Origin of the sequence: Clostridium sp. cel8 (assembly GCF_014050525.1) — a bacterium.
Lineage (GTDB): Bacteria > Bacillota > Clostridia > Clostridiales > Clostridiaceae > Clostridium_B.
Genome location: NZ_JACGAG010000008.1, coordinates 39,292 through 60,503 on the forward strand (window position 1 = coordinate 39,292; position 21,212 = coordinate 60,503).

Annotated in this window: 21 protein-coding genes, 1 other RNA gene and 2 other annotated features; of the genes, 12 read left to right on the forward strand and 10 right to left on the reverse strand. The window is 32.1% G+C overall.

Translation table 11 applies throughout. From position 1 onward, the window contains the following. Positions 1–10: 10 nt before the first annotated feature. From H2684_RS08295 to H2684_RS08310, 4 genes are all read left to right on the forward strand, one after another. Entirely contained in the window at positions 11–325 is a 315-nt protein-coding gene (locus tag H2684_RS08295; protein WP_182088938.1) for a hypothetical protein, read from the forward strand. A 5-nt stretch (positions 326–330) separates the two neighbouring features. Next, positions 331–648, forward strand: coding sequence for a PTS sugar transporter subunit IIB (locus tag H2684_RS08300; RefSeq protein WP_207719423.1), 318 nt, complete (start codon positions 331–333; stop codon positions 646–648). 96 nt (positions 649–744) lie between these two features. Continuing rightward, positions 745–2,067 carry a PTS transporter subunit EIIC gene (locus tag H2684_RS08305; RefSeq protein WP_182088939.1) on the forward strand — a complete coding sequence of 441 codons (1,323 nt, stop codon included), beginning with the start codon at positions 745–747 and terminating at the stop codon, positions 2,065–2,067. A 61-nt stretch (positions 2,068–2,128) separates the two neighbouring features. Beyond that, a complete protein-coding gene (locus H2684_RS08310) occupies positions 2,129–2,494 on the forward strand; it encodes a PTS lactose/cellobiose transporter subunit IIA (protein ID WP_243159303.1) in 366 nt (121 codons plus the stop codon). A gap of 102 nt (positions 2,495–2,596) precedes the next feature. Here the strand turns inward: H2684_RS08310 and H2684_RS08315 are convergent, their stop codons facing one another. Next, positions 2,597–3,499, reverse strand: a complete 903-nt coding sequence (locus H2684_RS08315) for a dual specificity protein phosphatase family protein (protein WP_182088940.1) — start codon at positions 3,497–3,499, stop codon at positions 2,597–2,599. Positions 3,500–3,655: 156 nt separating this feature from the next. Here H2684_RS08315 and asnB (H2684_RS08320) point away from each other — a divergent pair, with 156 nt between their 5' ends. From asnB (H2684_RS08320) to H2684_RS08330, 3 genes are read left to right on the forward strand one after another with little or no spacing between them, the layout of a single operon-like run. Next, complete coding sequence (gene asnB / locus H2684_RS08320) at positions 3,656–5,497, forward strand: asparagine synthase (glutamine-hydrolyzing) (RefSeq protein WP_182088941.1); 1,842 nt, start codon at positions 3,656–3,658, stop codon at positions 5,495–5,497. Between the two features lie 35 nt (positions 5,498–5,532). Next, entirely contained in the window at positions 5,533–6,522 is a 990-nt protein-coding gene (locus H2684_RS08325) for a hypothetical protein (RefSeq protein ID WP_182088942.1), read from the forward strand. Continuing rightward, the gene (locus tag H2684_RS08330) at positions 6,519–7,286 is read left to right on the forward strand and encodes a protein-glutamine gamma-glutamyltransferase (protein ID WP_182088943.1); all 768 of its coding nucleotides are present in this window, start codon (positions 6,519–6,521) and stop codon (positions 7,284–7,286) included. The genes H2684_RS08325 and H2684_RS08330 overlap by 4 nt, the downstream gene beginning before the upstream one ends. Positions 7,287–7,338: 52 nt before the next feature. On the opposite strand, the gene H2684_RS08335 is transcribed toward H2684_RS08330, so the two are convergent. The 4 genes from H2684_RS08335 to H2684_RS08350 all read right to left on the reverse strand — a co-directional run bounded on the left by H2684_RS08335 (position 7,339) and on the right by H2684_RS08350 (position 9,725). Then, a complete protein-coding gene (locus tag H2684_RS08335) occupies positions 7,339–7,749 on the reverse strand; it encodes an arsenate reductase ArsC (protein ID WP_182088944.1) in 411 nt (136 codons plus the stop codon). 25 nt (positions 7,750–7,774) lie between these two features. After that, a complete protein-coding gene (gene arsB, locus H2684_RS08340) occupies positions 7,775–8,815 on the reverse strand; it encodes an ACR3 family arsenite efflux transporter (protein WP_182088945.1) in 1,041 nt (346 codons plus the stop codon). 23 nt (positions 8,816–8,838) lie between these two features. Beyond that, positions 8,839–9,177, reverse strand: a complete 339-nt coding sequence (locus H2684_RS08345) for a metalloregulator ArsR/SmtB family transcription factor (RefSeq protein ID WP_182088946.1) — start codon at positions 9,175–9,177, stop codon at positions 8,839–8,841. A gap of 137 nt (positions 9,178–9,314) precedes the next feature. Beyond that, positions 9,315–9,725, reverse strand: a complete 411-nt coding sequence (locus tag H2684_RS08350; RefSeq protein ID WP_182088947.1) for a hypothetical protein — start codon at positions 9,723–9,725, stop codon at positions 9,315–9,317. Positions 9,726–9,867: 142 nt separating this feature from the next. Here H2684_RS08350 and H2684_RS08355 point away from each other — a divergent pair, with 142 nt between their 5' ends. After that, on the forward strand, positions 9,868–10,749 hold the full coding sequence (locus H2684_RS08355; protein WP_243159304.1) for an AEC family transporter: 882 nt from the start codon (positions 9,868–9,870) through the stop codon (positions 10,747–10,749). Between the two features lie 28 nt (positions 10,750–10,777). Here the strand turns inward: H2684_RS08355 and H2684_RS08360 are convergent, their stop codons facing one another. Beyond that, positions 10,778–12,166, reverse strand: coding sequence for a hypothetical protein (locus H2684_RS08360; RefSeq protein ID WP_182088948.1), 1,389 nt, complete (start codon positions 12,164–12,166; stop codon positions 10,778–10,780). A gap of 179 nt (positions 12,167–12,345) precedes the next feature. Here H2684_RS08360 and ssrA point away from each other — a divergent pair. Next, positions 12,346–12,708: a transfer-messenger RNA gene (gene ssrA / locus H2684_RS08365) on the forward strand. A gap of 111 nt (positions 12,709–12,819) precedes the next feature. Here the strand turns inward: ssrA and asnB (H2684_RS08370) are convergent. From asnB (H2684_RS08370) to H2684_RS08385, 4 genes are all read right to left on the reverse strand, one after another. Then, positions 12,820–14,406: an asparagine synthase B gene (gene asnB, locus H2684_RS08370; RefSeq protein ID WP_182088949.1), complete on the reverse strand. Its 1,587-nt coding sequence runs from the start codon at positions 14,404–14,406 to the stop codon at positions 12,820–12,822. A gap of 49 nt (positions 14,407–14,455) precedes the next feature. Continuing rightward, positions 14,456–14,730 (reverse strand) — a binding site (T-box leader). A 67-nt stretch (positions 14,731–14,797) separates the two neighbouring features. Beyond that, positions 14,798–16,099, reverse strand: a complete 1,302-nt coding sequence (locus H2684_RS08375; protein WP_182088950.1) for a pyrimidine-nucleoside phosphorylase — start codon at positions 16,097–16,099, stop codon at positions 14,798–14,800. 15 nt (positions 16,100–16,114) lie between these two features. Then, complete coding sequence (gene deoB / locus H2684_RS08380; protein ID WP_182088951.1) at positions 16,115–17,296, reverse strand: phosphopentomutase; 1,182 nt, start codon at positions 17,294–17,296, stop codon at positions 16,115–16,117. Positions 17,297–17,342: 46 nt separating this feature from the next. Further along, positions 17,343–17,741: a cytidine deaminase gene (locus tag H2684_RS08385; protein ID WP_182088952.1), complete on the reverse strand. Its 399-nt coding sequence runs from the start codon at positions 17,739–17,741 to the stop codon at positions 17,343–17,345. A 193-nt stretch (positions 17,742–17,934) separates the two neighbouring features. After that, positions 17,935–18,199, forward strand: a binding site (T-box leader). Between the two features lie 65 nt (positions 18,200–18,264). Here H2684_RS08385 and H2684_RS08390 point away from each other — a divergent pair. The 3 genes from H2684_RS08390 to H2684_RS08400 all read left to right on the forward strand — a co-directional run bounded on the left by H2684_RS08390 (position 18,265) and on the right by H2684_RS08400 (position 21,202). After that, positions 18,265–19,359, forward strand: a complete 1,095-nt coding sequence (locus H2684_RS08390) for an iron-containing alcohol dehydrogenase family protein (protein ID WP_182088953.1) — start codon at positions 18,265–18,267, stop codon at positions 19,357–19,359. A gap of 203 nt (positions 19,360–19,562) precedes the next feature. Continuing rightward, positions 19,563–20,531 carry an efflux RND transporter periplasmic adaptor subunit gene (locus tag H2684_RS08395; protein ID WP_182088954.1) on the forward strand — a complete coding sequence of 323 codons (969 nt, stop codon included), beginning with the start codon at positions 19,563–19,565 and terminating at the stop codon, positions 20,529–20,531. Positions 20,532–20,548: 17 nt separating this feature from the next. Further along, on the forward strand, positions 20,549–21,202 hold the full coding sequence (locus tag H2684_RS08400; RefSeq protein WP_182088955.1) for an HlyD family efflux transporter periplasmic adaptor subunit: 654 nt from the start codon (positions 20,549–20,551) through the stop codon (positions 21,200–21,202). Positions 21,203–21,212: the final 10 nt, after the last annotated feature.

The following is a 21,212-nucleotide window of genomic DNA, read 5'->3' on the forward strand; positions in this document are numbered from 1 at the left end:
AGGTGTTTTAATGTCTTCAAAAAATAACAACTTACTTTATATTTCTGAATCCAGCAAAAATGCCAACTTACTTTATAGTTCTAAAAAACCAATGATAGTATTTTTCACAGCACTTAGTCTTATATGGATAGTACCTGCTGGAAAATTATTAATTAGTGGACAAATAGCTTCTTCAATAAAACTTTTTATGTTTGGTTTCTTCTATATTGTAGTTTTATTTATAGCACAGAGATTTTTTAAAAGAATGCTTATGGTTTATCAAACAAATTTAGATAAATCTATTAAAGAATCCAATAGAAAAAAATTATTAAAAAATAGGAGGTAATTATAATGAATGCAATTATATTATGTAGTTGGGGTGCAACATCAAGCTCTCTTGCAAAGGCAGTTAATGAGGCAGCAAAAGATAGAAATCTAGATATACATGTGGATGCTGGTGGTACAGGTGAATTCAAAAAAAAGGCTGAAAATTATTCTGTAGCACTGCTTGAGCCACAAGTAAGACATTTGAAAAAAGAAGTTGAACAATGTGCAAGCAAATACAACATCCCTGTTGAAATTGTAAATATGCAAGCTTTTGCACTTATGAATGGTGGAAAAGTATTAGACCAAATAATAGACCTTGCAAAAAAGGCAGGAAAGATGTAATAGAAACCCACCTTTAAAATGACTTTAAATTGGTTTTCTAAAATTTGAAAACCAATTTAAATATAAAATTTAATATAACAAGGAGGAATTTCTAAAATGAAAGAAAACCGTTTTATGAAGTGGATGGAAGAGAAGCTCATGCCAATACTTGCAAAAGCTGCTCAAAACATCTATCTCCAATCTATTCGTGATGCATTTTGTATCTTTGCACTTCCGCTTATTATAAGTGGTGCAGTATTCTTGATTATTGCAAATCCACCTGTAGCACTTGGATGGGGCATAATAACTGCTTGGAACAATGCAATTATGCCAATACAAAATCAGATTTTAATAGCATTTAATTTGAGTTTTGGTATTATGGCAGTTGCAGTTGCTTTTGGTACAGCTTACAGCTTAGCTTCTAGATGGGACATGGATGAGGCACTCTGCGGTTTACTTGCACTTGTATGTTTTCTTATAGTATGTTTCCCTGCAACTGATATTACAAAGGTGGAATTTGGAAAAATTCTAGACTATTTAGGTGGTCAAGGATTATTCATAGCAATAATCTTAGGTATTATATGTACAGTAGTAACAAAACTATTTACTAAAAAAGGCCTTGTAATTAAGATGCCTGCTGGAGTTCCACCTTATGTAGTAAGAACATTTAGTGCACTAGTTCCTTTTTTTGTAATGATCACACTTTCATGGGCTGTTGAATGGATAGTTTGGGCAAACCTTCAAATTACAGTTCCTCAATTAGTTCTTGAATTGTTTAAACCACTTGTTGCAGTTTCTGATACTTATCCTGCCGCACTTGCAGAGATAATATTGATGATGCTTTTATGGTCACTTGGAATACATGGAATGAACGTAGTTTCCTCTGTTGCATATCCATTCTGGATGGCTCAACTTGCTGCAAATGACGCAGCACTTAAAGCAGGTGCTCCACTTCCTGGAATAGTTTGCGAACCATTCTTCCACATGTTCACTCACATAGGTGGGTCTGGTATAACATGGCCACTTACTATAATGTTCCTATTCTCCGCTTCAAAACAACTTAAGAGTTTAGGAAAGATAGAATTGATACCTGCTGTATTTAATATAAATGAACCAATAATATTTGGTGCACCACTTGTACTTAACCCTAGAATGTTTATACCATTTATACTTGCACCAGCAGTTACTGTAACTATAAACTATATAGCTTTTGCAACTCAGATAGTTCCTAGAATAGTATTCCAGCCACCATTTACCGTTCCTGTTTTCTTTGGAGGACTTATTGCAACCGGTGGATATTGGCAAGGTGCTGTACTTCAACTTGTAAACTTAATAGTTGCAGGATTAATATACTATCCATTCTTTAAGAGCTATGAAAAAGAATTAGTAGAAAATGAAAAAAAGGCTGAAAGAGAAGCACAATTAAATGGTGCTAACTAATCACATGTAGAAAATATATGCACTAACAAATACAACAATATTTTAAGGAGGAATATATGGCATGGAAAAAGATACTACAGCTGAAGATAAAATGGATCTAGAAAAAATAATATTTAATTTAGTTTTGCATGGAGGAAATGCAAGAGGAAAAGCTTATGATGCACTAGATGCAGCTGAAGAAGGTAATTTTGAGCTTGCAAAAAAATGCCTTGAAGAAGCAGATGAAGAATTTTACAAAGGCCATGACTACCAAAATCTACTTATTCAAGGACAAATGGATAATGAAACTCCAAACTTTCTCGTAATTCATGCACAAGATCAGCTGATGACTGCTCTTTCAGAAAAGAACCTTATAAAAAGACAAATTACTCTATATAAAAAGGTGGCTGAATTAGAGAAAAAGATAAATGATATTTTAAACAAGTAATCAATTTAATTGTAAACCCTACGCATTATAAGTTCAATATAAATTAAAAGATTCGGTGGTATTCAAATTATATGGATATCACCGATTTTTTTAATAATTAAATTACTTTGATTTAAGCCACTTTGACCAGCTAGTTTCAAAATTGTCATTGTTTTGTTTTGCATATTCATAGAAATTTCTTAAAAAATCTGATCTTCTCTGTGAATTGCCCTTTTTACCATTCTCAGGTTTTAAAATTTCCTTTCCTCCTATAAGTGTCTGCCTTTCCATTATATCTTCAAGACTTACCTTTTTAGCATTTTTCATCATATCATACATTGCCATAAAAGTTGTGGTTCTTCCTATTCCTGCTTTACAGTGGAAGTGAAACCATGTGTCCTCTGGCAAAGTCTTTACCATATTTACAAAGTAATCCACCATATCGTCATCAGGTCTTTCGTTATCTGTAACTGGTATCCTCACATATTTCATATCATATTTTGTTACAAGTTGTTTTTCATCTTGGACTTCAGTTGGAACTATTGTTTTACCTTTTATTTCTATTGGCTCATTTAGCTTTATAGATTTAAGCAGTTCTTCCTCTGTTTTTAACACCTGACTTTTTGTAAGTCCCTTGTTCGCCTTGTTTTTACCATCCTTTTTCCAGCTAACTGCCCATCCATTTATAAATCCATGAGATTCTTGCCTCAAATCAACTACTACTATATTTTTACTCCCTATTGCCTTTTTCACCATATCTATATTTCCAGGAGTAAATTGGGCACTTCCTGATTCTTTTAAATCGGATAGTCCTGTTAAATTTGGAGTTTTTTCAGTAGTTTCTATTTTGTCAGATGCCTTTCTAAATCTCTTTGGCATTTTCCCATTTCTCTTAGAATCTACGGTCATACTTATACCTGCATTTTCATTATTGGGTTCAGACAATTCTTTTGAAAATGCAGTTGATATTCCCATAATAGATATGAAAAATAAGATAAATGCAATAATTCTAAATTTCTTCTTCATACAAGTAGTTCACCACCTAAATTTTTTTACATAAAATATGTTTTTTTAAATCTACACTCATATTTTGTTTAGTAATTAACCATATTATGCACATATACATTTTTTAAATCATAAATTATAATTATTAACACTATTATTTATTTGGAGGTAACATTTATGTGTGGAATTGCGGGATGGATTAATTTAAAAGAAGACATTTCTAAAAACAGAGATGTAATAATAAATATGACAAATACATTAAAAAAGAGAGGTCCAGACGATGAAGGTCATTATCTTTCAAAAAATGCACTTCTAGGTCATAGAAGACTTATAGTTGTAGATCCTTCAGGTGGTGCTCAACCTATGTCAAAGAGTATGAATGCTAAAAAATTTATAATTGTATACAATGGAGAGCTTTATAATACAGAGGATTTAAGACAAGAACTTAAAGATTTAGGATATCACTTTGACTCCTACTCAGATACTGAAGTATTACTTACAACATATATTCACTGGGGAAAAGATTGTGTAAAACACATAAATGGAATATACGCTTTTGCTATATGGAATGAAGATAAAAAAGAGTTATTTATGGCAAGAGATCCCCTTGGCGTAAAACCTCTTTTCTATACAATAAAAAATAATTCTTTAATTTTTGGTTCGGAAATAAAAACTCTACTTGCTCACCCTTTTGTAGAGCCTATAATTGACAGACAGGGACTTACAGAAGTATTCGCCCTTGGACCTGCAAGAGCTCTTGGAAGTGGTGTGTTTAAAGGAATTCGGGAAGTTCCTCCTGCAAATTATCTTATCTATACAAGAGATGGAGCAAAACTTGTAGAATACTGGAAACCAAGATGTAGAGTTCACAATGAAGATGTAGATACAACTGCAGAGCATGTAAAATTTCTCCTTTCAGATGCTATAAAAAGACAGCTTGTTGCAGATGTACCAGTATGCTCACTTCTCTCAGGAGGGCTTGACTCCAGTGCAATATCTGCTGTAGCAGCTTCTGAATTTAAAAAGCAGGGAAAAATTTTAAACACTTACTCAATTGATTATAAAGACAATGATAAGTACTTTAAGGCAAATTCCTTTGAACCTACTCCAGATAGGGTATGGGCACTTAAAATGTCAAAATTCATAAACAGCAATCATCACAGCATAATAAATGATAACAATGAACTTGCAGATGCACTTTATGATTCAGTTATAGCAGGTGATCTTCCAGCAATGGCAGACATAGACTCTTCCTTCTATTTATTTTTCAGAGAAATAAGAAAGAAAAATACAGTTGTACTTTCAGGTGAATGTGCAGACGAAATATTTGGCGGATATCCATGGTATAGACGAGAAGAAGACATAAATGCAAATACATTTCCTTGGTCTAAATCGATAAACTCAAGAAAGGAAATACTATCTCCTGACTTAAAAAAATTAGACCTTGAAGGATACCTGAATTCACAGTATCAAGACACTTTAAAACAAGTTCCCCACCTAGATGGAGAATCAAAGTCTGAATACAGAATGAGAGAACTTTTCTACCTTAATATAAAGTGGTTTATGATTACCCTTTTAACTAGAAAGGATAGAATGAGTATGGCAAACAGCTTAGAGGCAAGAGTTCCATTTGCAGATTACAGACTTGTTGAATATGCTTTTAATATACCATCTGAAATAAAGTTCTACAAAGGAAGGGAAAAAGGTCTTCTAAGAAAAGCTCTCAAGGGAATACTTCCTGATGAAATCCTGGAAAGGAAAAAGAGTCCTTACCCTAAAACTCACAATCCAGAGTACACAAAAAATGTGCAAAAACAGATGAGAAAAATAATGAAAGATAAAACCTCTCCCCTTTTGGATCTTATAGATCAAAAAGCTGTAAAAAAGCTTGTGGATACAGGTGGTTCATCATTTAAAGCTCCTTGGTTTGGCCAACTTATGAGAGGACCTCAGCTTCTTGCCTATTTAATTGAAGTTAACACATGGCTTAAGGAGTATAAGATAAAAATAGAATTTTAAAATCTCATAAATTTATAAGGAGATATCAAATATCCATGAACTACAAAACTAAAAACAATTCAAGTTTTTTAGACAATGTAAGGCGTGATAGAGGAATTAGCGAATTGAAGAATTTTTTTAAACAATTATATAGGAAGAGCTCTAAGACATCTTTAAATTTCATAAATAATGAACAACTTCAGTTTCCCACTCTCTTTATATTAAAAAATGAAATTCTTAAAAGTAAATTATTTGACAAATTAAATGAAAGAAATAAAGCCGCTCTATCTATTACAAATGAAATTCTCATGGGAAAACATGATAGCCCTATAAAGAAGCAAAGCCACTTTGATTATGTTCACCTAATTCACTCTACACTAAAGTGGATGCTTGAATCTGGACTTGAAAGTGACGGAATAAATGATGAATATGACAGAGTCATGGACATTGCATCTGCAATTCTTGTAATGACATATAAGGATAAAACCATACTTCCACTTATGGCCGATACAATATTTAAAAGATGTAAGAATAAAAGGCTTGTCCATGATATGGTATGGGCATTTTCTCAAGCTGCCGATCCTCAAAGTTTGATGATTATAGGCGAAAAATTGCTGTCCTCTGATAAGGAAGATGTGGAAATAGCCTCAAAACTACTGAATTTTATACCAGATCTATCAGATAAATCAAATGGAAATGAAAAATACAATGCCTTTTTACTGTGGATGGAGGAAAATAGCCATTTTCTAAAATTTACAGGTGAAAGCTTTCAGCAATGCTCAAATCCAAATCCTTATAAAGTAGTTTGTGAAGGAAAATATTTATGCAAGGACATCTGCTGTGACACAGGACATGCATTAATTCCCCCTTCTGAGAAAGAATATAAATTACTTGAAGAATTCAAGAGGCTAGATGAGGCCACCAAAATACTGCTGTCTAACTTTTCATTTAGGCTCCATCATAAAAATATATATTTGTGGAGTATATGGATAAACTGTAATTTAGAAGATCAGATAAAAATAGCTAAAGTAGGTGGAGTGCAATGATTAGAATTGATGGTAACAAAGTAAATATAAACTCTATATTAAATTTATATAACATAAAAAGTATAGAGAGAAATATACTTGAAATTTTATATAAAAGTTCTGAAAATTACACTTATAGCTCTGAAGAGGATCTAAGGTTTGAATTGTTTTTTAGAAAAAACACTGTACAAGCTTCACTAGATCTTTACAAAAGTAATTTTAATTTTAAAATATTTAGAAAATCAAAATGCAATACAATGTTTTGGGAGAGAACAAAGCAAGGTGGATTTTTATTAAAATCAGATGCACTTCCATCAAATGCCATAAATGACATATATAAAAATGGAGAACTCTATGGTACAGAATGTGCAACAGCTATTGTAATTGTATATTATAAGGCATGTCTTGACTCCCTTGGAGAAAAAACATTTAACGATACTTTTCCAAAAATATATCTTATGAACTGGCACTATGTAGATGAAAATTTAGGACTTGACACTACAGACTATGTAGAAGATCTTATTCCCGGAGATTGCAGATATTTTAAAAATCCTGATGTAAATCCAATGACTCCTCAATGGCAAGGAGAAAATGTAATTTTTATGAGAAGTAAATTGTTTTATGGTCATGGAATTGGTATTAAGACAGGAGATGAAATTATATCCAAGCTAAACAGCGTTAGAATAGCTGGTGCAAATGAATCTGCCTATTTACTCGATTCTGCAACTCGTCCTAATTTTAAGAGATTATGCTATATATATTCAAAATCTCGCCTAAGAATTTAATATATTTCCATTAAAAATAAAGCACGCCAAAACACTTTGACATGCTTTATTTTTATAGCTTAATTTGGTTATTTTTTATCTTTTCTACTAAGTCCTTAATTTTTGCCTCAATTGTTTTAGCTGTTTTAATAAATGCTTCTTCACCTTTTCCAGTAGGATCTTCAAGTCCCCAATCCTCTTCGTATTTAGATGGCAAAAATGGACACATTACATTACAACCCATCTTTACTACTATATCAATTTCTGGTAGGTCATCAATTAATTTTACATGTTGAGTTTCACTTATATCAACATTGTAGAGATTTTTAATTGTTTTAATTGCATCTTTATTTATTTCAGATTTAACTTCAGTTCCAGCTGAGTATGAAGAAAAAACATCATTTCCATATAATCTTCCTATTGCCTCAGCCATCTGTGATCTACAGGAATTGTGGACACATATAAAAGCTACCTTTGGTTTCATTTTAATCCTCCTAAATTGAGTTTCCTTATTCTTTTGGTAAAAAATATTTTTTTCTCCAGTGAAGAGCTACATTTACAAGCGATATCATTACAGGAACTTCAATTAAAGGTCCTATTACTGCTGTAAATGCTTCTTTTGACTCTATGCCAAATACGGCTACTGCTACAGCTATTGCAAGTTCAAAGTTATTACTTGCAGCAGTAAATGAAAGTGTTGCTGTCTTTTTATAATCTATATTTGACTTATAACTTATAAAAAATGAAATTGAAAACATGACTACAAAATAGATTACAAGTGGTATAGCAATTTTTATAACATCTAAAGGCAATTCTATAATATACTTCCCTTTAAATGTGAACATTACAACAATAGTAAATAATAATGCAATTAAAGCTAGTGGACTTATTTTAGGAATGAATTTTTTAGTATACCATTCAGTTCCCATTTTAGGTTCTAAGATAAATCTTGACAATATTCCAAGTGCAAATGGAATTCCAAGATAAACTGCAACAGATGAAGCAATCTTTCCCATAGAAATATCTATACCATAACCTGTAAGTCCAAACCAAGTTGGAAGCACAGTTATAAATATATAGGCATATAGAGAATAAAATATAACCTGAAATATAGAGTTGAAGGCTACAAGTGCAGCTGCATACTCTGTATCTCCATCTGCCAAACTATTCCATATTATAACCATTGCAATACACCTTGCAATTCCAATGAGTATAAGTCCTGTCATATATGGTGGATAAGAATGCAAAAATATTACTGCAAGTGCAAACATTAGTATAGGTCCTATAATCCAATTTTGAACAAGTGACAGACCTAATACTTTAGGATTTTTAAATACTTTTCCAAGCTCTTTATAATTCACTTTAGCAAGAGGTGGATACATCATTACAATAAGTCCAATAGCTATGGGGATTGATGTAGTACCTATAGATAAGCTGGATAATGCCTCTGACATTTGTGGTGCTACCCATCCTAAAAAAATTCCTAAAAACATAGCAATAAATATCCATAAAGTTAGATAACGGTCAAGCACAGATAATTTACCTTTCATATATACCTCCATTTATAATTTCTCTATTTTTCACTTTCTGTTTTGCAGCAGTTTCTACTTTCTTTGCCGCAAATGCAATCTTCTGTATGTGTTATAATGTTCATTAAGAATAATGCCAATTTGTCTGCATTATTTTTATCTAATGAATAGTAACTCCACAGTCCATCTTTTCTACACTTAACAAGATTACAATCTGTAAGTACTTTCATGTGATGAGATAGCGTAGGCTGTGTAAAGTCAAAATATTCTAGTAAATCACAGGCACATTTTTCTCCACATGATAGTATATCAATAATTTTTAATCTATTTTTATCTGATAGTGCCTTAAATATTTTTGCATATAGTTCATAATCTAAATCCATAAATTCGCCTCCTTATATAGACAATTATCTATATATAGTATATGGGATTATATATATAATGTCAATATATACACTTAAATAAAAAAGCATAAATAGACTGTAATCTATATTATAGCCTATTTATGCTTTTTGTAGTTTTATTTTATTACAAGCTTGCACCTTAATAGCATATCATGAACTTTTTCAAACAAAAGTCCAACTGTAAACCAAACTGGAATAAAATCCAATCTTATAAGCCCATTAATTGAGTGAACGCATTTACTATAATCCCAAGGGCAAGTCCCCAGCAGTAGTTTTAGTAAACCTCCGGATATATATTCAACATCAAAAATAACAACCATATATACAGCTCCTCTCAAAATAACCGGCCATTTCCTAATTCTATTGTGCAGGGGTTCAAGGAAAACTGCCATACCATATATAGGAAACATCCAGAGATAGGTAATAGATAAAAGTCTTAAATCTCCTTTAAGAAAAGATCCTAAACCAGTCCATGCTATTTCCATACACCAACCCAAAATTCCATAAACTATAAATCTCCTTTTCATAAAAATACTTTTTGCATTTTTAAAAATTATATTCAGAAATTTAGTATTGATATATTAATTTTATATAATTATAATAATAATGTTATTATCTTCTAAAAGATTGGAGTGCATTAAAATAGAAAACGTAAATAGTCAATTTATTTTGTTTATATTAATTATAGGTTTAGGTTATACATTAAAGAGATTAAATATAATAAGGGAATCAGATGGAGATGGTGTATCCAGGATAATATTCAATGTAACTCTCCCAGCATTAATAATAAACACTTTTGACACAATGAAACTTGATACTTCATTAGTATTTATAACTATAACAAGTCTTTTATTTGGAATATTAATGTCCATAGTAGGATTATTTGCTTTTAAAAATGAAGATAGAACTTTAAAGGGAACTCTTGACATGATTGTTCCAGGCTTTAATGTAGGGTTATTTGCCTATCCAATAGTCCAGGCAATATTTGGGACAGAGGGATTGAAGTATATTGGCATGTTTGATATGGGAAATTCCATAACTATGTTTGTTATATGTTATTTAATTGCTAGTTATTTTTCTCCAAACAATAAGACTATAAGCTTAAAAACTACAGCTAAAAAGTTGATTACTTCAATACCTCTCATGTGTTATATAATTACATTAATAGTTAACTTATGCGGAGTACACTATCCTTCTGTTATACTAAATATTTCCAAAATACTTTCAAAAGGGAATATGCCGCTTTCCCTTCTTCTATTAGGTATATGCTTAAACTTCAACATAAACAAGGAGTACAGAAAAAGCGTCATAAAGGTTTTATCTTTAAGATATTTTATTGGACTAGCAGTAGGTATAATATTATTTAGATTCTCACCTTTTAACAACTTATTCAAATACATCGTATTAATTGGTCTTATACTTCCAGTTGGCATGGCAGATATACCTTATGCAGTTGAATTTGGATACGATAAAAGATTTGTAGGTACTATGTGCAATATAACTATACTACTCAGCTTTGGACTTATATGGATTATAACGACGTTATTTTAATAATTAGTTTTATTTTATAAAAATTAAATCATATTAAAAACATTGCAAATATAGTAGTTACAACTAAACCTATTACAACAGGCTTTAAATTTCTTCTTGTAAGTTCAAAGGCATCAACTTTACAAATAGCAGCAACTGGTATTACAGCCCATGGAATTATTGTTCCTCCTCCTACATATATTGCAGCTATCTGTCCCATTGCAGTTAATACTGCTATTCCTTTTCCAAGAGATATAGAAAACATATGTGCAATAGATCCTACCAATGATATTCCTGAAAATCCTGAGCCATCAAGTCCTGTTATTGCTCCTACCACTGTAAGAGTTGTAGATGCCATAACTTTATTTAAAGGCACCACATTTGACAGTGCTACTCCTAAATCATTTACTATTCCATTTGAATTCTGTGGAAGTACCTTTCCAAATATCTCTGTAAAAGCTGAATCCCCTAAATAGAAAAATGCAGCTATTGGAATTACTACTCCAAATACCCTAAAACCAAATTGAAGTCCAGATACAATATTTTCAGTTACTTTATCTAGACACTTTTGTCTATAGGCAATTCCGGATATCAAACTTAAAATTCCTATTGCAGTTCCTCCTACAAGAGCTGTAGCATCTCCTCCTTGGAACTTAAATATAAGCATAATTACAACATCTAAAACAAATGCAGCAATGACTAAAATTGCAAGTATCTTTTTAACATTATCAGATAACACCCTATCAGTTCCATCATTTACCTCTTCTTCTATTTGAAAGTCCATATCAACTTTTCCCTTTTTCATGTCTTTTTTTAGCATATAAAAAGCAGATACTGTAGTAACTACACCCATTACTATAACAAGTGGAACACTTGCAGATATTACTCTAGATACAGGTATACCAGCTGCATCTGCTGTAAGTTTTGGAGCTGCCTGTATTACAAAATCTCCTGACAGGGCAATTCCATGTCCAAATAAGTTCATTGCAATTGCAGCTCCAATAGCAGGAAGACCAACCTTTTGTGCTATTGGAAGAAAAAGTGCTCCTATAAGTGCTACAGCAGGTGATGGCCAAAACAGCCAGGAAAGCACCATCATAACCAGTCCTATTGTCCAATATGCGGAAAATGGAGTTTTTATAATTTTGCCAAATGGTTTAATCAATTCTTTGTTAATTCCAGTTTGTACAAGCACATTACTCATAGCAGTTATTATTGAAATAATAAATATAGTAGGCATAAGCTCTCGCGTTGCATATACTAAACTGTTAAATATGCCCATAAGGGATTTTGGTATAGATAAAGTTGCAAAAATTCCAAGAATAAAAATCCCAACCATACATATTAATGATATATCCTTTTTCATAATCATTGCTAAAATTATTATGATTATAAAAGCTAGATATATAAAATGCAGATTTATAAGCAGTACATTCATATATTTCCTCCAAGTTAATCGATATATTATAAAATATGCTTATAAAATCATGCTGTGATAACATTAAAAATTTTCAATTTAATTTTGACTTATATGATTTTAGATGATATAATTATATACTGCACTGGAGTTTTAATTAGTGCACAACTTGTTTGCGAAAACACTATATGCTTTAACATGGGGGCGTATTTTGGTTTCGACGGGGGCAAGTTGGGTTTGAGAAGCGAGTCGAGGGAGCCTGTGGACCCGCGTTAAAAAACTACGGGGTTTAAATATAAACGCAAATAATAACGAAGAATTAGCTTTAGCAGCATAGTCTGCTAGCCGTCAGTCCAGACTTCCCGCGATCTGGAGCCTGGCGTCGACAGCGGGGTACCGAGTCTAGGAAAGCTTTGACCTAGAAACGGAATTTATGAAGCTACTGAATTCAGAAGCCTGTCCTTAGGCGTCTGATGGAGGGAATGTTAAATTAAGGACTGCACTCGGAGATGCTCAGGCCTTTCTGCTTTCGGACAGGGGTTCGACTCCCCTCGCCTCCACCAAATGGTAACAGGTGGAATTAAAAAATGACTGTTTATCTAAATTTAGATAAACAGTCATTTTTGATATTTTATAAGAATATAGTTTTTATATAGATTTAAACACATTGTAAACTATTTTCCGCTATCACCATAATTTGATAGTACTCTTGCACTAGGATCATCTACGTCGCAGCCTTCCCAGTCTTTGTTAGGCATCCAAAAATCCTTTATCATTTCTGCCTGTCCTGGATAGTATTTTTCAAAAATTTCTCTGTAAAGCAGCGATTCTTTGGTAAATGGCTTAACATGATAAGCATACTTTTCACATAACTTTTCAAATTCTTCATCAGAATATTTAGTTTCAGCATACTCCTTTAAGTAATCAACCATAGAATGACCTACAGCATCGCTAAATGCTGCTTTTTCACGATATAGGATATCATGTGGTAGATAATCCCCTTCAAATGCATGTCTTAAAAGATATTTACCTTTATTATATTTATTCAATTTCTTTTCAGGATCTATTGACATAACATATTTTACAAAATCAAGATCACCAAATGGAACTCTTGCCTCTAAAGAGTGTGTACTTATACATCTGTCTGCACGAAGTACATCATACATATAAAGTTCTCTTACCCTCTTCTGTGATTCTTTCTGAAATTCTTCTGCATTTGGAGCAAAATCAGTATATTTATATCCAAACAACTCATCGGATATTTCGCCTGTCAAAAGCACTCTCACATCAGAAATTTCATGTATTTTTTTGCAAAGAAGGTACATTCCCATACTTGCTCTTATTGTTGTAATGTCATATGTTCCAAGAATTTTTATAACTTCATCTAATGATTCAATTACTTCTTCTTTTGTCATATAAACTACAGTATGATCGCTGTGAATATAATCTGCAACTTCCTGTGCATACTTCAAGTCAATTGCATCTTCAGTCATACCTATTGCAAATGTCTTAATAGGTTTCCCCTTGTTCATCTTCTGTGCAATTGCACATACAAGTGAACTGTCCAATCCTCCGCTAAGCAGAAAACCTACTGGAGCATCAGCATCCATTCGTTTTTCTACTCCTTTTACTAACTTATCATGAATTTTACTACAAATAGTTTCCAAATCATCTTTGCAATACTCATCTACTGCAGCAATATCACAATAACATGTAAATTTACCATCTGCATAATAGTGTCCTGGTGGAAATGGCATAATCTTATCCGTAAGTCCAACTAGATTTTTTGCTTCACTTGCAAAAATAATATTACCTGACTTAGAATAGCCATAAAACAATGGACGAATTCCAATAGGATCTCTTGCTGCAATATAACTGTCCTTTTTTCCATCATATATAACAGTTGCGAATTCTGCATCCAACTTTGAGAACATATCCAATCCATATTCATAATACATTGGAAGCAATATTTCACAGTCACTGTTAGAGATAAATTTATGCCCTTTCTTTATTAATTCATCTCTAATTTTACGAAAGCCATAAATTTCGCCATTGCATATAGCAGCATCCATTTTCCTAGTAAATGGCTGCATTCCGCTAAAGGTTAAATCCATAATAGAAAGTCTTTGAAATCCCATTATGCCAGAAGGCAAAGTTAGAATTTCCATCATATCTGGTCCTCTGGACTCAGTTCTTTGCAGTGCTTCTGCAAATTTTTCATATTTCATATCTTTCCCAGTATAACACATAATTGTACACATATTAAACTACTCCTCCTTAGGTATAAAAACAGCCTCAATTCGTCTTAATACATAGGACGAATTGAGGCTTATCCGTGGTGCCACCTAATTTACCAAATTAAATTGGTCTCTTCCCAGCTTCTACTGGTATCCATGTAACGTATGGAATACGACTCCCCTACTATACTTTAGGATATTTTAAACATATATTTAAGATCAATTCCTAAAATATTTCAGTTCGCAGCTTCGGAGTGTTATTCAAAAAATCTCTACCATTGAGTTTCCACTATCCTCAATTCACTATTGGCGAATTATTTTTTTACTTCTCTCCATCAATGCTTTTATCAATGAATTTAATTTTAAACTGTCAATATATTATTGTCAATACCTTTTTTATAACAATATATTAAAATTATTCCGTTATAATTTTATGAATTAAAATTGGCTTTTCTGCATAGTCACTAATTTCAATATTTTCATAAATCTTCTTCTTTACATCTTCTACATCTTCACGATTTGAATATATTGTCATAAGTGATTCACCTTTTTCTACTTTATCTCCAACCTTTTTGTTTAATACCAATCCTACTGCTAAATCAATTTTATCCTCTTTTGTAGCTCTTCCTGCACCTAAAAGCATTGCTGCTATTCCAATTTGATCAGCTACCATATTTGATACAAATCCGCTTCTCTTTGCAGGAACTGGAATTTTGTATTTTGCCTGAGGAAGCTTTTCTGGATTATCTACAACTGCTTCGTCTCCACCTTGATTTTTAAGGAATGTCTTAAATTTTTCAAGTGCTTTTCCGTTTTTTATAGATTCAAGCAATTTTTCTCTTGCCTCTTCTAGTGTTTTTGCTTTCTTACTAAGAACTACCATTTGGCTTCCAAGAGTTAACACAAGTTCTGTAAGATCTTCTGGACCATTTCCCTTTAATGTATCAATAGCTTCTTTTACCTCTAAGGCATTTCCAATTGCAAATCCTAAAGGTTGCGACATGTCTGAAATTATAGCCATAGTATTTCTTCCAACATTATTTCCTATTTTAACCATAGCATGTGCAAGTTTTTCTGAATCTTCTTCTGTCTTCATAAAAGCCCCTGAACCTGTTTTAACGTCAAGAACTATTGCATCTGCTCCTGCTGCAATTTTTTTACTCATTATGGAACTTGCAATTAGTGGAATTGAATTTACAGTTCCAGTTACGTCACGAAGAGCATATAATTTTTTATCTGCTGGAGTCAAATTACCACTTTGCCCCATAACTGCAACTTTATTTTTATTTACTAAGTCAATGAACTCATCTTTTTCAAGTTCAACATGAAATCCCTTTACAGACTCAAGTTTATCAATAGTTCCACCAGTATGTCCAAGTCCACGTCCTGACATTTTTGCTACAGGTACATCAAGGGATGCAACAAGAGGTGCAAGCACAAGTGTTGTTGTATCTCCTACTCCACCTGTTGAATGTTTATCAACTTTTATACCATCAATTGCTGAAAGGTCAATAGTTTCTCCAGACTTCACCATTGCCATAGTAAGATCTGCTCTTTCTCTATCTGTCATATCCTGAAAATAAATTGCCATTGCAAGTGAACTTGCTTGGTAATCTGGAATTGTCCCTTTAGTGTATCCTTCTATAAAGAAGTTAATTTCCTCTGTAGTTAGTTCTCCGCCATCACGTTTCTTTTCAATTATATCCACCATTCTCATTTTTATATACCACCTTTATATTAATTTTTGTAAAAAGCTTTTACCGTATTTTGGCATCTCAATTTTAAAATTATCTGCAATTGTTGTGCCTAAATCTGAAAAAGTACTGCAAATTCCAAGATCTTTTCCTTCATTAAATCTCTTAGAATATACAAGTAAAGGTACAAATTCACGGGTATGATCTGTTCCTGTATATGTTGGGTCATTTCCATGGTCTGCTGTAATTATAAACAAATCATCTTCATCTAGCCTTTCAAATACTTCACTAAGCCTTTTATCAAATTGTTCAATTGCATTTCCATATCCTATTGGATCACGCCTATGACCATAGACTGCATCAAAATCAACTAAATTAGTAAAGCTAAGTCCATGAAAGTCTTCATCTAAAAGTGAAATAAATTTATCCATTCCATCCATATTTGATTTTGTTCTAATAGCTTTTGTAATTCCTTCACCATCAAATATATCTCTAATCTTCCCAATTGCAATGGAATCTAAATTTGAATCCTTTAAGTAGTTAAGCACTGTTTTTCCAAAAGGTTTTAATGCATAATCGTGTCTATTTGATGTTCTTTTAAATGTATCTGCTGTTTTGCCAACAAATGGCCTTGCTATTATCCTGCCTAATTTATATGGTTCATCAAGTGTTATATCACGACAATACTGACATATCTTATACAACTCATCTAGTGGTATAACTTCTTCGTGAGCTGCAATTTGAAGCACTGAGTCCGCTGATGTATATACTATTAATTCTCCAGTTTTAAGTTGTCTTTCACCTAGTTCTTTTATTATTTCCGTTCCACTTGCTGGCTTATTTGCTATTACCTTTCTTCCAGAAAACTTCTCAATTTTTTTGATTAATTCATTTGGAAATCCATTTGGGAAAACTCTAAATGGTTTATCAATATAAAGCCCCATAATCTCCCAATGCCCTGTCATAGTGTCTTTTCCACGAGAAGCTTCTTGCATTTTACCGAAATATGCCTTTGGATGGAGTGTCTTTTCTACACCTTTAATCTTATAAATATTGGACAGCCCCATAGACTCCATATTTGGTATATTAAGTCCATTCTTTTTCTCTGCAATGTGTGCAAGTGTATTTACCCCAAAATCATTAAATTCTTCAGAATCTGGCGCCTGACCAATACCAACTGAATCCATAACTATAACATGTATCCTTTTAAATTCATTCATTAAAATCACTCCCTGCCTATATTATACAATTAATAGTAAAAAAGAGTTATTTATCTAAATCTTCTTTAGTAAATGCACCTGGCAGTAATTCATCTAATGTTTTAACTAAATACTCATCTTTTCCTTTTCCCAATATTATCTTTGCATCCTTTGAAGCAAATTCAGCTAAAACTTGTCTACAAATCCCACATGGATATGTATAATCGTTTTCCACTCCAACAATAGCAATGGCTTTTATAGTTCTATTTCCTTCTGATATAGCCTTAAATATTGCAGTTCTTTCCGCACAATTTGTTGCACCATATGATGCATTTTCTATATTACAACCTGTGTAAACTTTATTATCTTCAGCAAGTACAGCTGCTCCTACTTTGAAATTAGAATAAGGGGAATATGAATTTCTTCTCCCATCAAAAGCTTTTGAAATTAAATATTTATAATCCATTTAATTACATCCTTCCTTAGATTTCTATTATATATGGAGTAAAAATAACATATTTAATAGATGAATTCAATAAACTAATATCACACAATTCATTATAATATAAATGAAAATTATAACATAAAACCCAATAAATTTCTTGACATGATAAAAATTAAAACATATAATTATTAACAGACAATTAACAGACAAAAAAATAAATACGATGATTGAGAAAAGTAGATTCTAAAGCACTTTAAAGAGAACTTATCATTTGGTGGAAGATAAGATTTGCATTAGATTTGAAAATCACTCATAAGTAGTTTGCTGAAGATACAGTTATTGAGTTATTGTGTAAGTAAAACCGGTATCAGCCGTTATATTGTAGAATATTAAACAAGTTTTATTGTTGATATTTAAAAGAGGTTGCTTTTTGGCAACAATTAGAGTGGTACCGCAGAGATTTAGACTTTGTCCCTAGTTAGTTAAGGCAAGGTCTTTTTTATATTTTTATATTTGTAAAAATTATATATGAGGGGGCAAAAAAATGAAAAGTTATAGTGTATTTTTACCAAGTTACAGCATAGGAGAAGATGTTTACAAGGAAATTCCTAAAATTTGTGAACCCTATGGAAAAAAAGCAGTTGTTGTTGGGGGCAAAACTGCAATGGAAAAATCCAAAGAAGCACTTCTTGAAGGTGTTAAAGGTTCTAATATAGAAATAGTAGATTTCGTATGGTTTGGTGGAGATTCAACATACGAAAATGTAGAAATGCTTAAGAAAAATCCCACAGTTGCAAATGCTGATATGGTATTTGCTGTTGGTGGTGGAAGAAGCGTTGATACAAGTAAAACAATGTGTGACCAAACTGGTCAGCCAATATTTGTGTTTCCAACTATTGCTTCAAATTGTGCAGCAGTAACCTCTACAACTGTAATTTACGATTCCAATCATGTGTTTAAAGAATTGTATTTTCCTAAAAAACCTGCTACTCACTGTTTCATAAATACCAAGATAATAGCAGAATCACCTAGCAACTTTATTTGGGCAGGTATTGGAGATGCATTGTCAAAGCAATACGAATGTACATTTTCTTCAAGAGGCGACAAACTCGATCACACTAATCTATTAGGTGTTGATATAAGTCGCAGATGTGTAGAGCCACTACTTGAGTATGGTAAAAAAGCTTATGAAGATGCCAAACATAACAGAGTATCATATGAACTTGAACAGGTAATTCTCAATATAATAATCACTACAGGGCTTGTATCAGTTTTTGTAATGAATGATTATAATAGCTGCCTTGCACATTCAGTATATTATGGATGCACAACTTTAGAAAATGTAGAAAAGAATCATTTACATGGAGAATTGGTTTCTTATGGTGTCCTTGTTATGCTTACCTGTGACAAACAATTTGAAGAGCGTGACAGAGTATATAATTTTAACAAGAGCATAGGTCTTCCTACTTGTCTATCAGATATTGAAGTGTCTGAAAATGACCTTGACAAAGTACTAGATAAGGCAATGCAAACTCAGGACATAAAGCATGTTCCTTATGAAATAACAAAAGATATGATTTACAACGCAATTATGGACCTAGAGAAGATGAATTCTACAAAACAAGTAGAAATGATTTAAAACTCATATATGTAAGTTTAAGCACTTAGCCTAATACAGGTTAAGTGCTTATTTTAGGTTAAAATTGAAATTATTATAGATAAATTACTTAACTTTAGTTATTTAGAATAATATTCTTGAATATGAAAATAAATCATTGTATAATATAATCTGTTAATATGCGAACAATATCTATAAAAATAGTTCATGTAGGGAGGATATCAATGAAAAAAGTAAGTTTATTTTGTTTAGCTATAGTAATGCTCTTAAGCGGCTGCTCTTCTTCCAAAGATGCAACTAAAACTATAAAAAATACATCTGAAAATAAAACCCAACAATTTATAATGGGCGGAAAAATAGCAACAAATGAAAAGGCAGATATAAGTTCAAAGATTTCTGCAAAAGTTACTGAAGTATCTGTAGATGTAGGATCAACTGTAGCAGAAGGAGATGTTTTAGTAAAACTTGATACAAAAGACCTTCAAGCACAAGTAGATCAAGCACAAGCTGCAGTAAATACTGCAAAAGCAAATCTTACAAATGCACAAAACAGTACACGTCCTGAACAGATTGCACAGGCTGAAGCTTCTGTAGAAAGCGCATCTAAAACCTATGAAACAGCTAAGAAAAACTACGATCGTGTACAAGCTTTAGTAGACTCAGGTGCTGCAACTGAGCAGGAACTAGATTCTATTAGCCAAAGCCTTGCATCTGCAAGTTCAGCATATAAAACTGCTCAAGAACAATTAAACATGCTTAAAAATGGTCAAACCAAATACAGCATAGATGTCTTTAAAGCACAAGTAAATCAAGCAGAAGCTGCCTTAAATACAGCTAAAACCGCTCTAAGTAATACTGTAATAACTGCTCCTATATCTGGAACAGTAAGTGCGAGAAATATAAATGTAGGTGATACTGTATCTCCAGGAGTTTCTATAATTTCTATAGTAAATCCTACAAATTTATTTATAAATGCATATGCACCTCTTGATATTGTAAATCAATTATCTGTAGGAAAATCAGTTAATATAAAAGTATCTGAAATACCTGACAAGGAATTTCACGGAAAAATATCTGTTATAAACTCTCAAGTAAATTCACAAAGCAGAGATGTTTTAGTAAAAGTAACTTTTACAGATAAAAGTTCTGATTTAAAACCTGGAATGTTTGCAGAAATAGCATTAGAAAAATAGGAAAGAAGGTTGTATTTATGAAAGATAAACGTAAAATATTAATTATTGGTATTTTATCAATTATTGTAGTAGCATTATCTAGTATAGGTTTTTATTATTGGTATCAAAACTCATATTATGTTTCAACTGATGATGCTTATGTTGACGCTGACTTTGTAAATGTAACACCCCAAATAAGCGGTAAACTATTGGAACTTAACATAGAAGAAGGAGATACAGTTGTAAAAAATCAGATACTAGCTCGTCAAGATTCATCAAGTTTGCCAGACTCTTCTATAGATAAATCACTTATAAGAGCACCTATAAGCGGAAGAGTGATTAAAAAGCAAGGTACAATAGGTGAAATATGGTCTCCTGGAGAAACTCTTATAACTTTAATAGATCCAGACAATCTATATATAACTGCCAACATAAAAGAAACCAAACTTGGCAGAGTAAGAATAGGTCAGTCAGTAGATATTACAATAGATGAATTTGGATCACAAAAATTTACGGGGAAAGTTAAATCTGTAGGTGAAGCAACTGAATCTGCATTTTCACTTCTTCCATCTTCAACAAGTGGAACATTTACAAAAGTAGTAAAAAGAATACCTGTAAAAATAAAACTAGATAAATTCAATGAAAAAATACTTCCAGGTACCAATGCAGTTGTAAAGATTCATGTCAAATAACGAGGTGATG

Coding starts and splice junctions, on each gene's coding strand:
- H2684_RS08295 (WP_182088938.1), top strand. CDS start 11: ATGTCTTCAAAAAATAACAACTTACTTTATATTTCTGAATCCAGCAAA.
- H2684_RS08300 (WP_207719423.1), top strand. CDS start 331: ATGAATGCAATTATATTATGTAGTTGGGGTGCAACATCAAGCTCTCTT.
- H2684_RS08305 (WP_182088939.1), top strand. CDS start 745: ATGAAAGAAAACCGTTTTATGAAGTGGATGGAAGAGAAGCTCATGCCA.
- H2684_RS08310 (WP_243159303.1), top strand. CDS start 2,129: ATGGAAAAAGATACTACAGCTGAAGATAAAATGGATCTAGAAAAAATA.
- H2684_RS08315 (WP_182088940.1), bottom strand. CDS start 3,499: ATGAAGAAGAAATTTAGAATTATTGCATTTATCTTATTTTTCATATCT.
- asnB (WP_182088941.1), top strand. CDS start 3,656: ATGTGTGGAATTGCGGGATGGATTAATTTAAAAGAAGACATTTCTAAA.
- H2684_RS08325 (WP_182088942.1), top strand. CDS start 5,533: ATGAACTACAAAACTAAAAACAATTCAAGTTTTTTAGACAATGTAAGG.
- H2684_RS08330 (WP_182088943.1), top strand. CDS start 6,519: ATGATTAGAATTGATGGTAACAAAGTAAATATAAACTCTATATTAAAT.
- H2684_RS08335 (WP_182088944.1), bottom strand. CDS start 7,749: ATGAAACCAAAGGTAGCTTTTATATGTGTCCACAATTCCTGTAGATCA.
- arsB (WP_182088945.1), bottom strand. CDS start 8,815: ATGAAAGGTAAATTATCTGTGCTTGACCGTTATCTAACTTTATGGATA.
- H2684_RS08345 (WP_182088946.1), bottom strand. CDS start 9,177: ATGGATTTAGATTATGAACTATATGCAAAAATATTTAAGGCACTATCA.
- H2684_RS08350 (WP_182088947.1), bottom strand. CDS start 9,725: ATGAAAAGGAGATTTATAGTTTATGGAATTTTGGGTTGGTGTATGGAA.
- H2684_RS08360 (WP_182088948.1), bottom strand. CDS start 12,166: ATGAATGTACTGCTTATAAATCTGCATTTTATATATCTAGCTTTTATA.
- asnB (WP_182088949.1), bottom strand. CDS start 14,406: ATGTGTACAATTATGTGTTATACTGGGAAAGATATGAAATATGAAAAA.
- H2684_RS08375 (WP_182088950.1), bottom strand. CDS start 16,099: ATGAGAATGGTGGATATAATTGAAAAGAAACGTGATGGCGGAGAACTA.
- deoB (WP_182088951.1), bottom strand. CDS start 17,296: ATGAATGAATTTAAAAGGATACATGTTATAGTTATGGATTCAGTTGGT.
- H2684_RS08385 (WP_182088952.1), bottom strand. CDS start 17,741: ATGGATTATAAATATTTAATTTCAAAAGCTTTTGATGGGAGAAGAAAT.
- H2684_RS08390 (WP_182088953.1), top strand. CDS start 18,265: ATGAAAAGTTATAGTGTATTTTTACCAAGTTACAGCATAGGAGAAGAT.
- H2684_RS08395 (WP_182088954.1), top strand. CDS start 19,563: ATGAAAAAAGTAAGTTTATTTTGTTTAGCTATAGTAATGCTCTTAAGC.
- H2684_RS08400 (WP_182088955.1), top strand. CDS start 20,549: ATGAAAGATAAACGTAAAATATTAATTATTGGTATTTTATCAATTATT.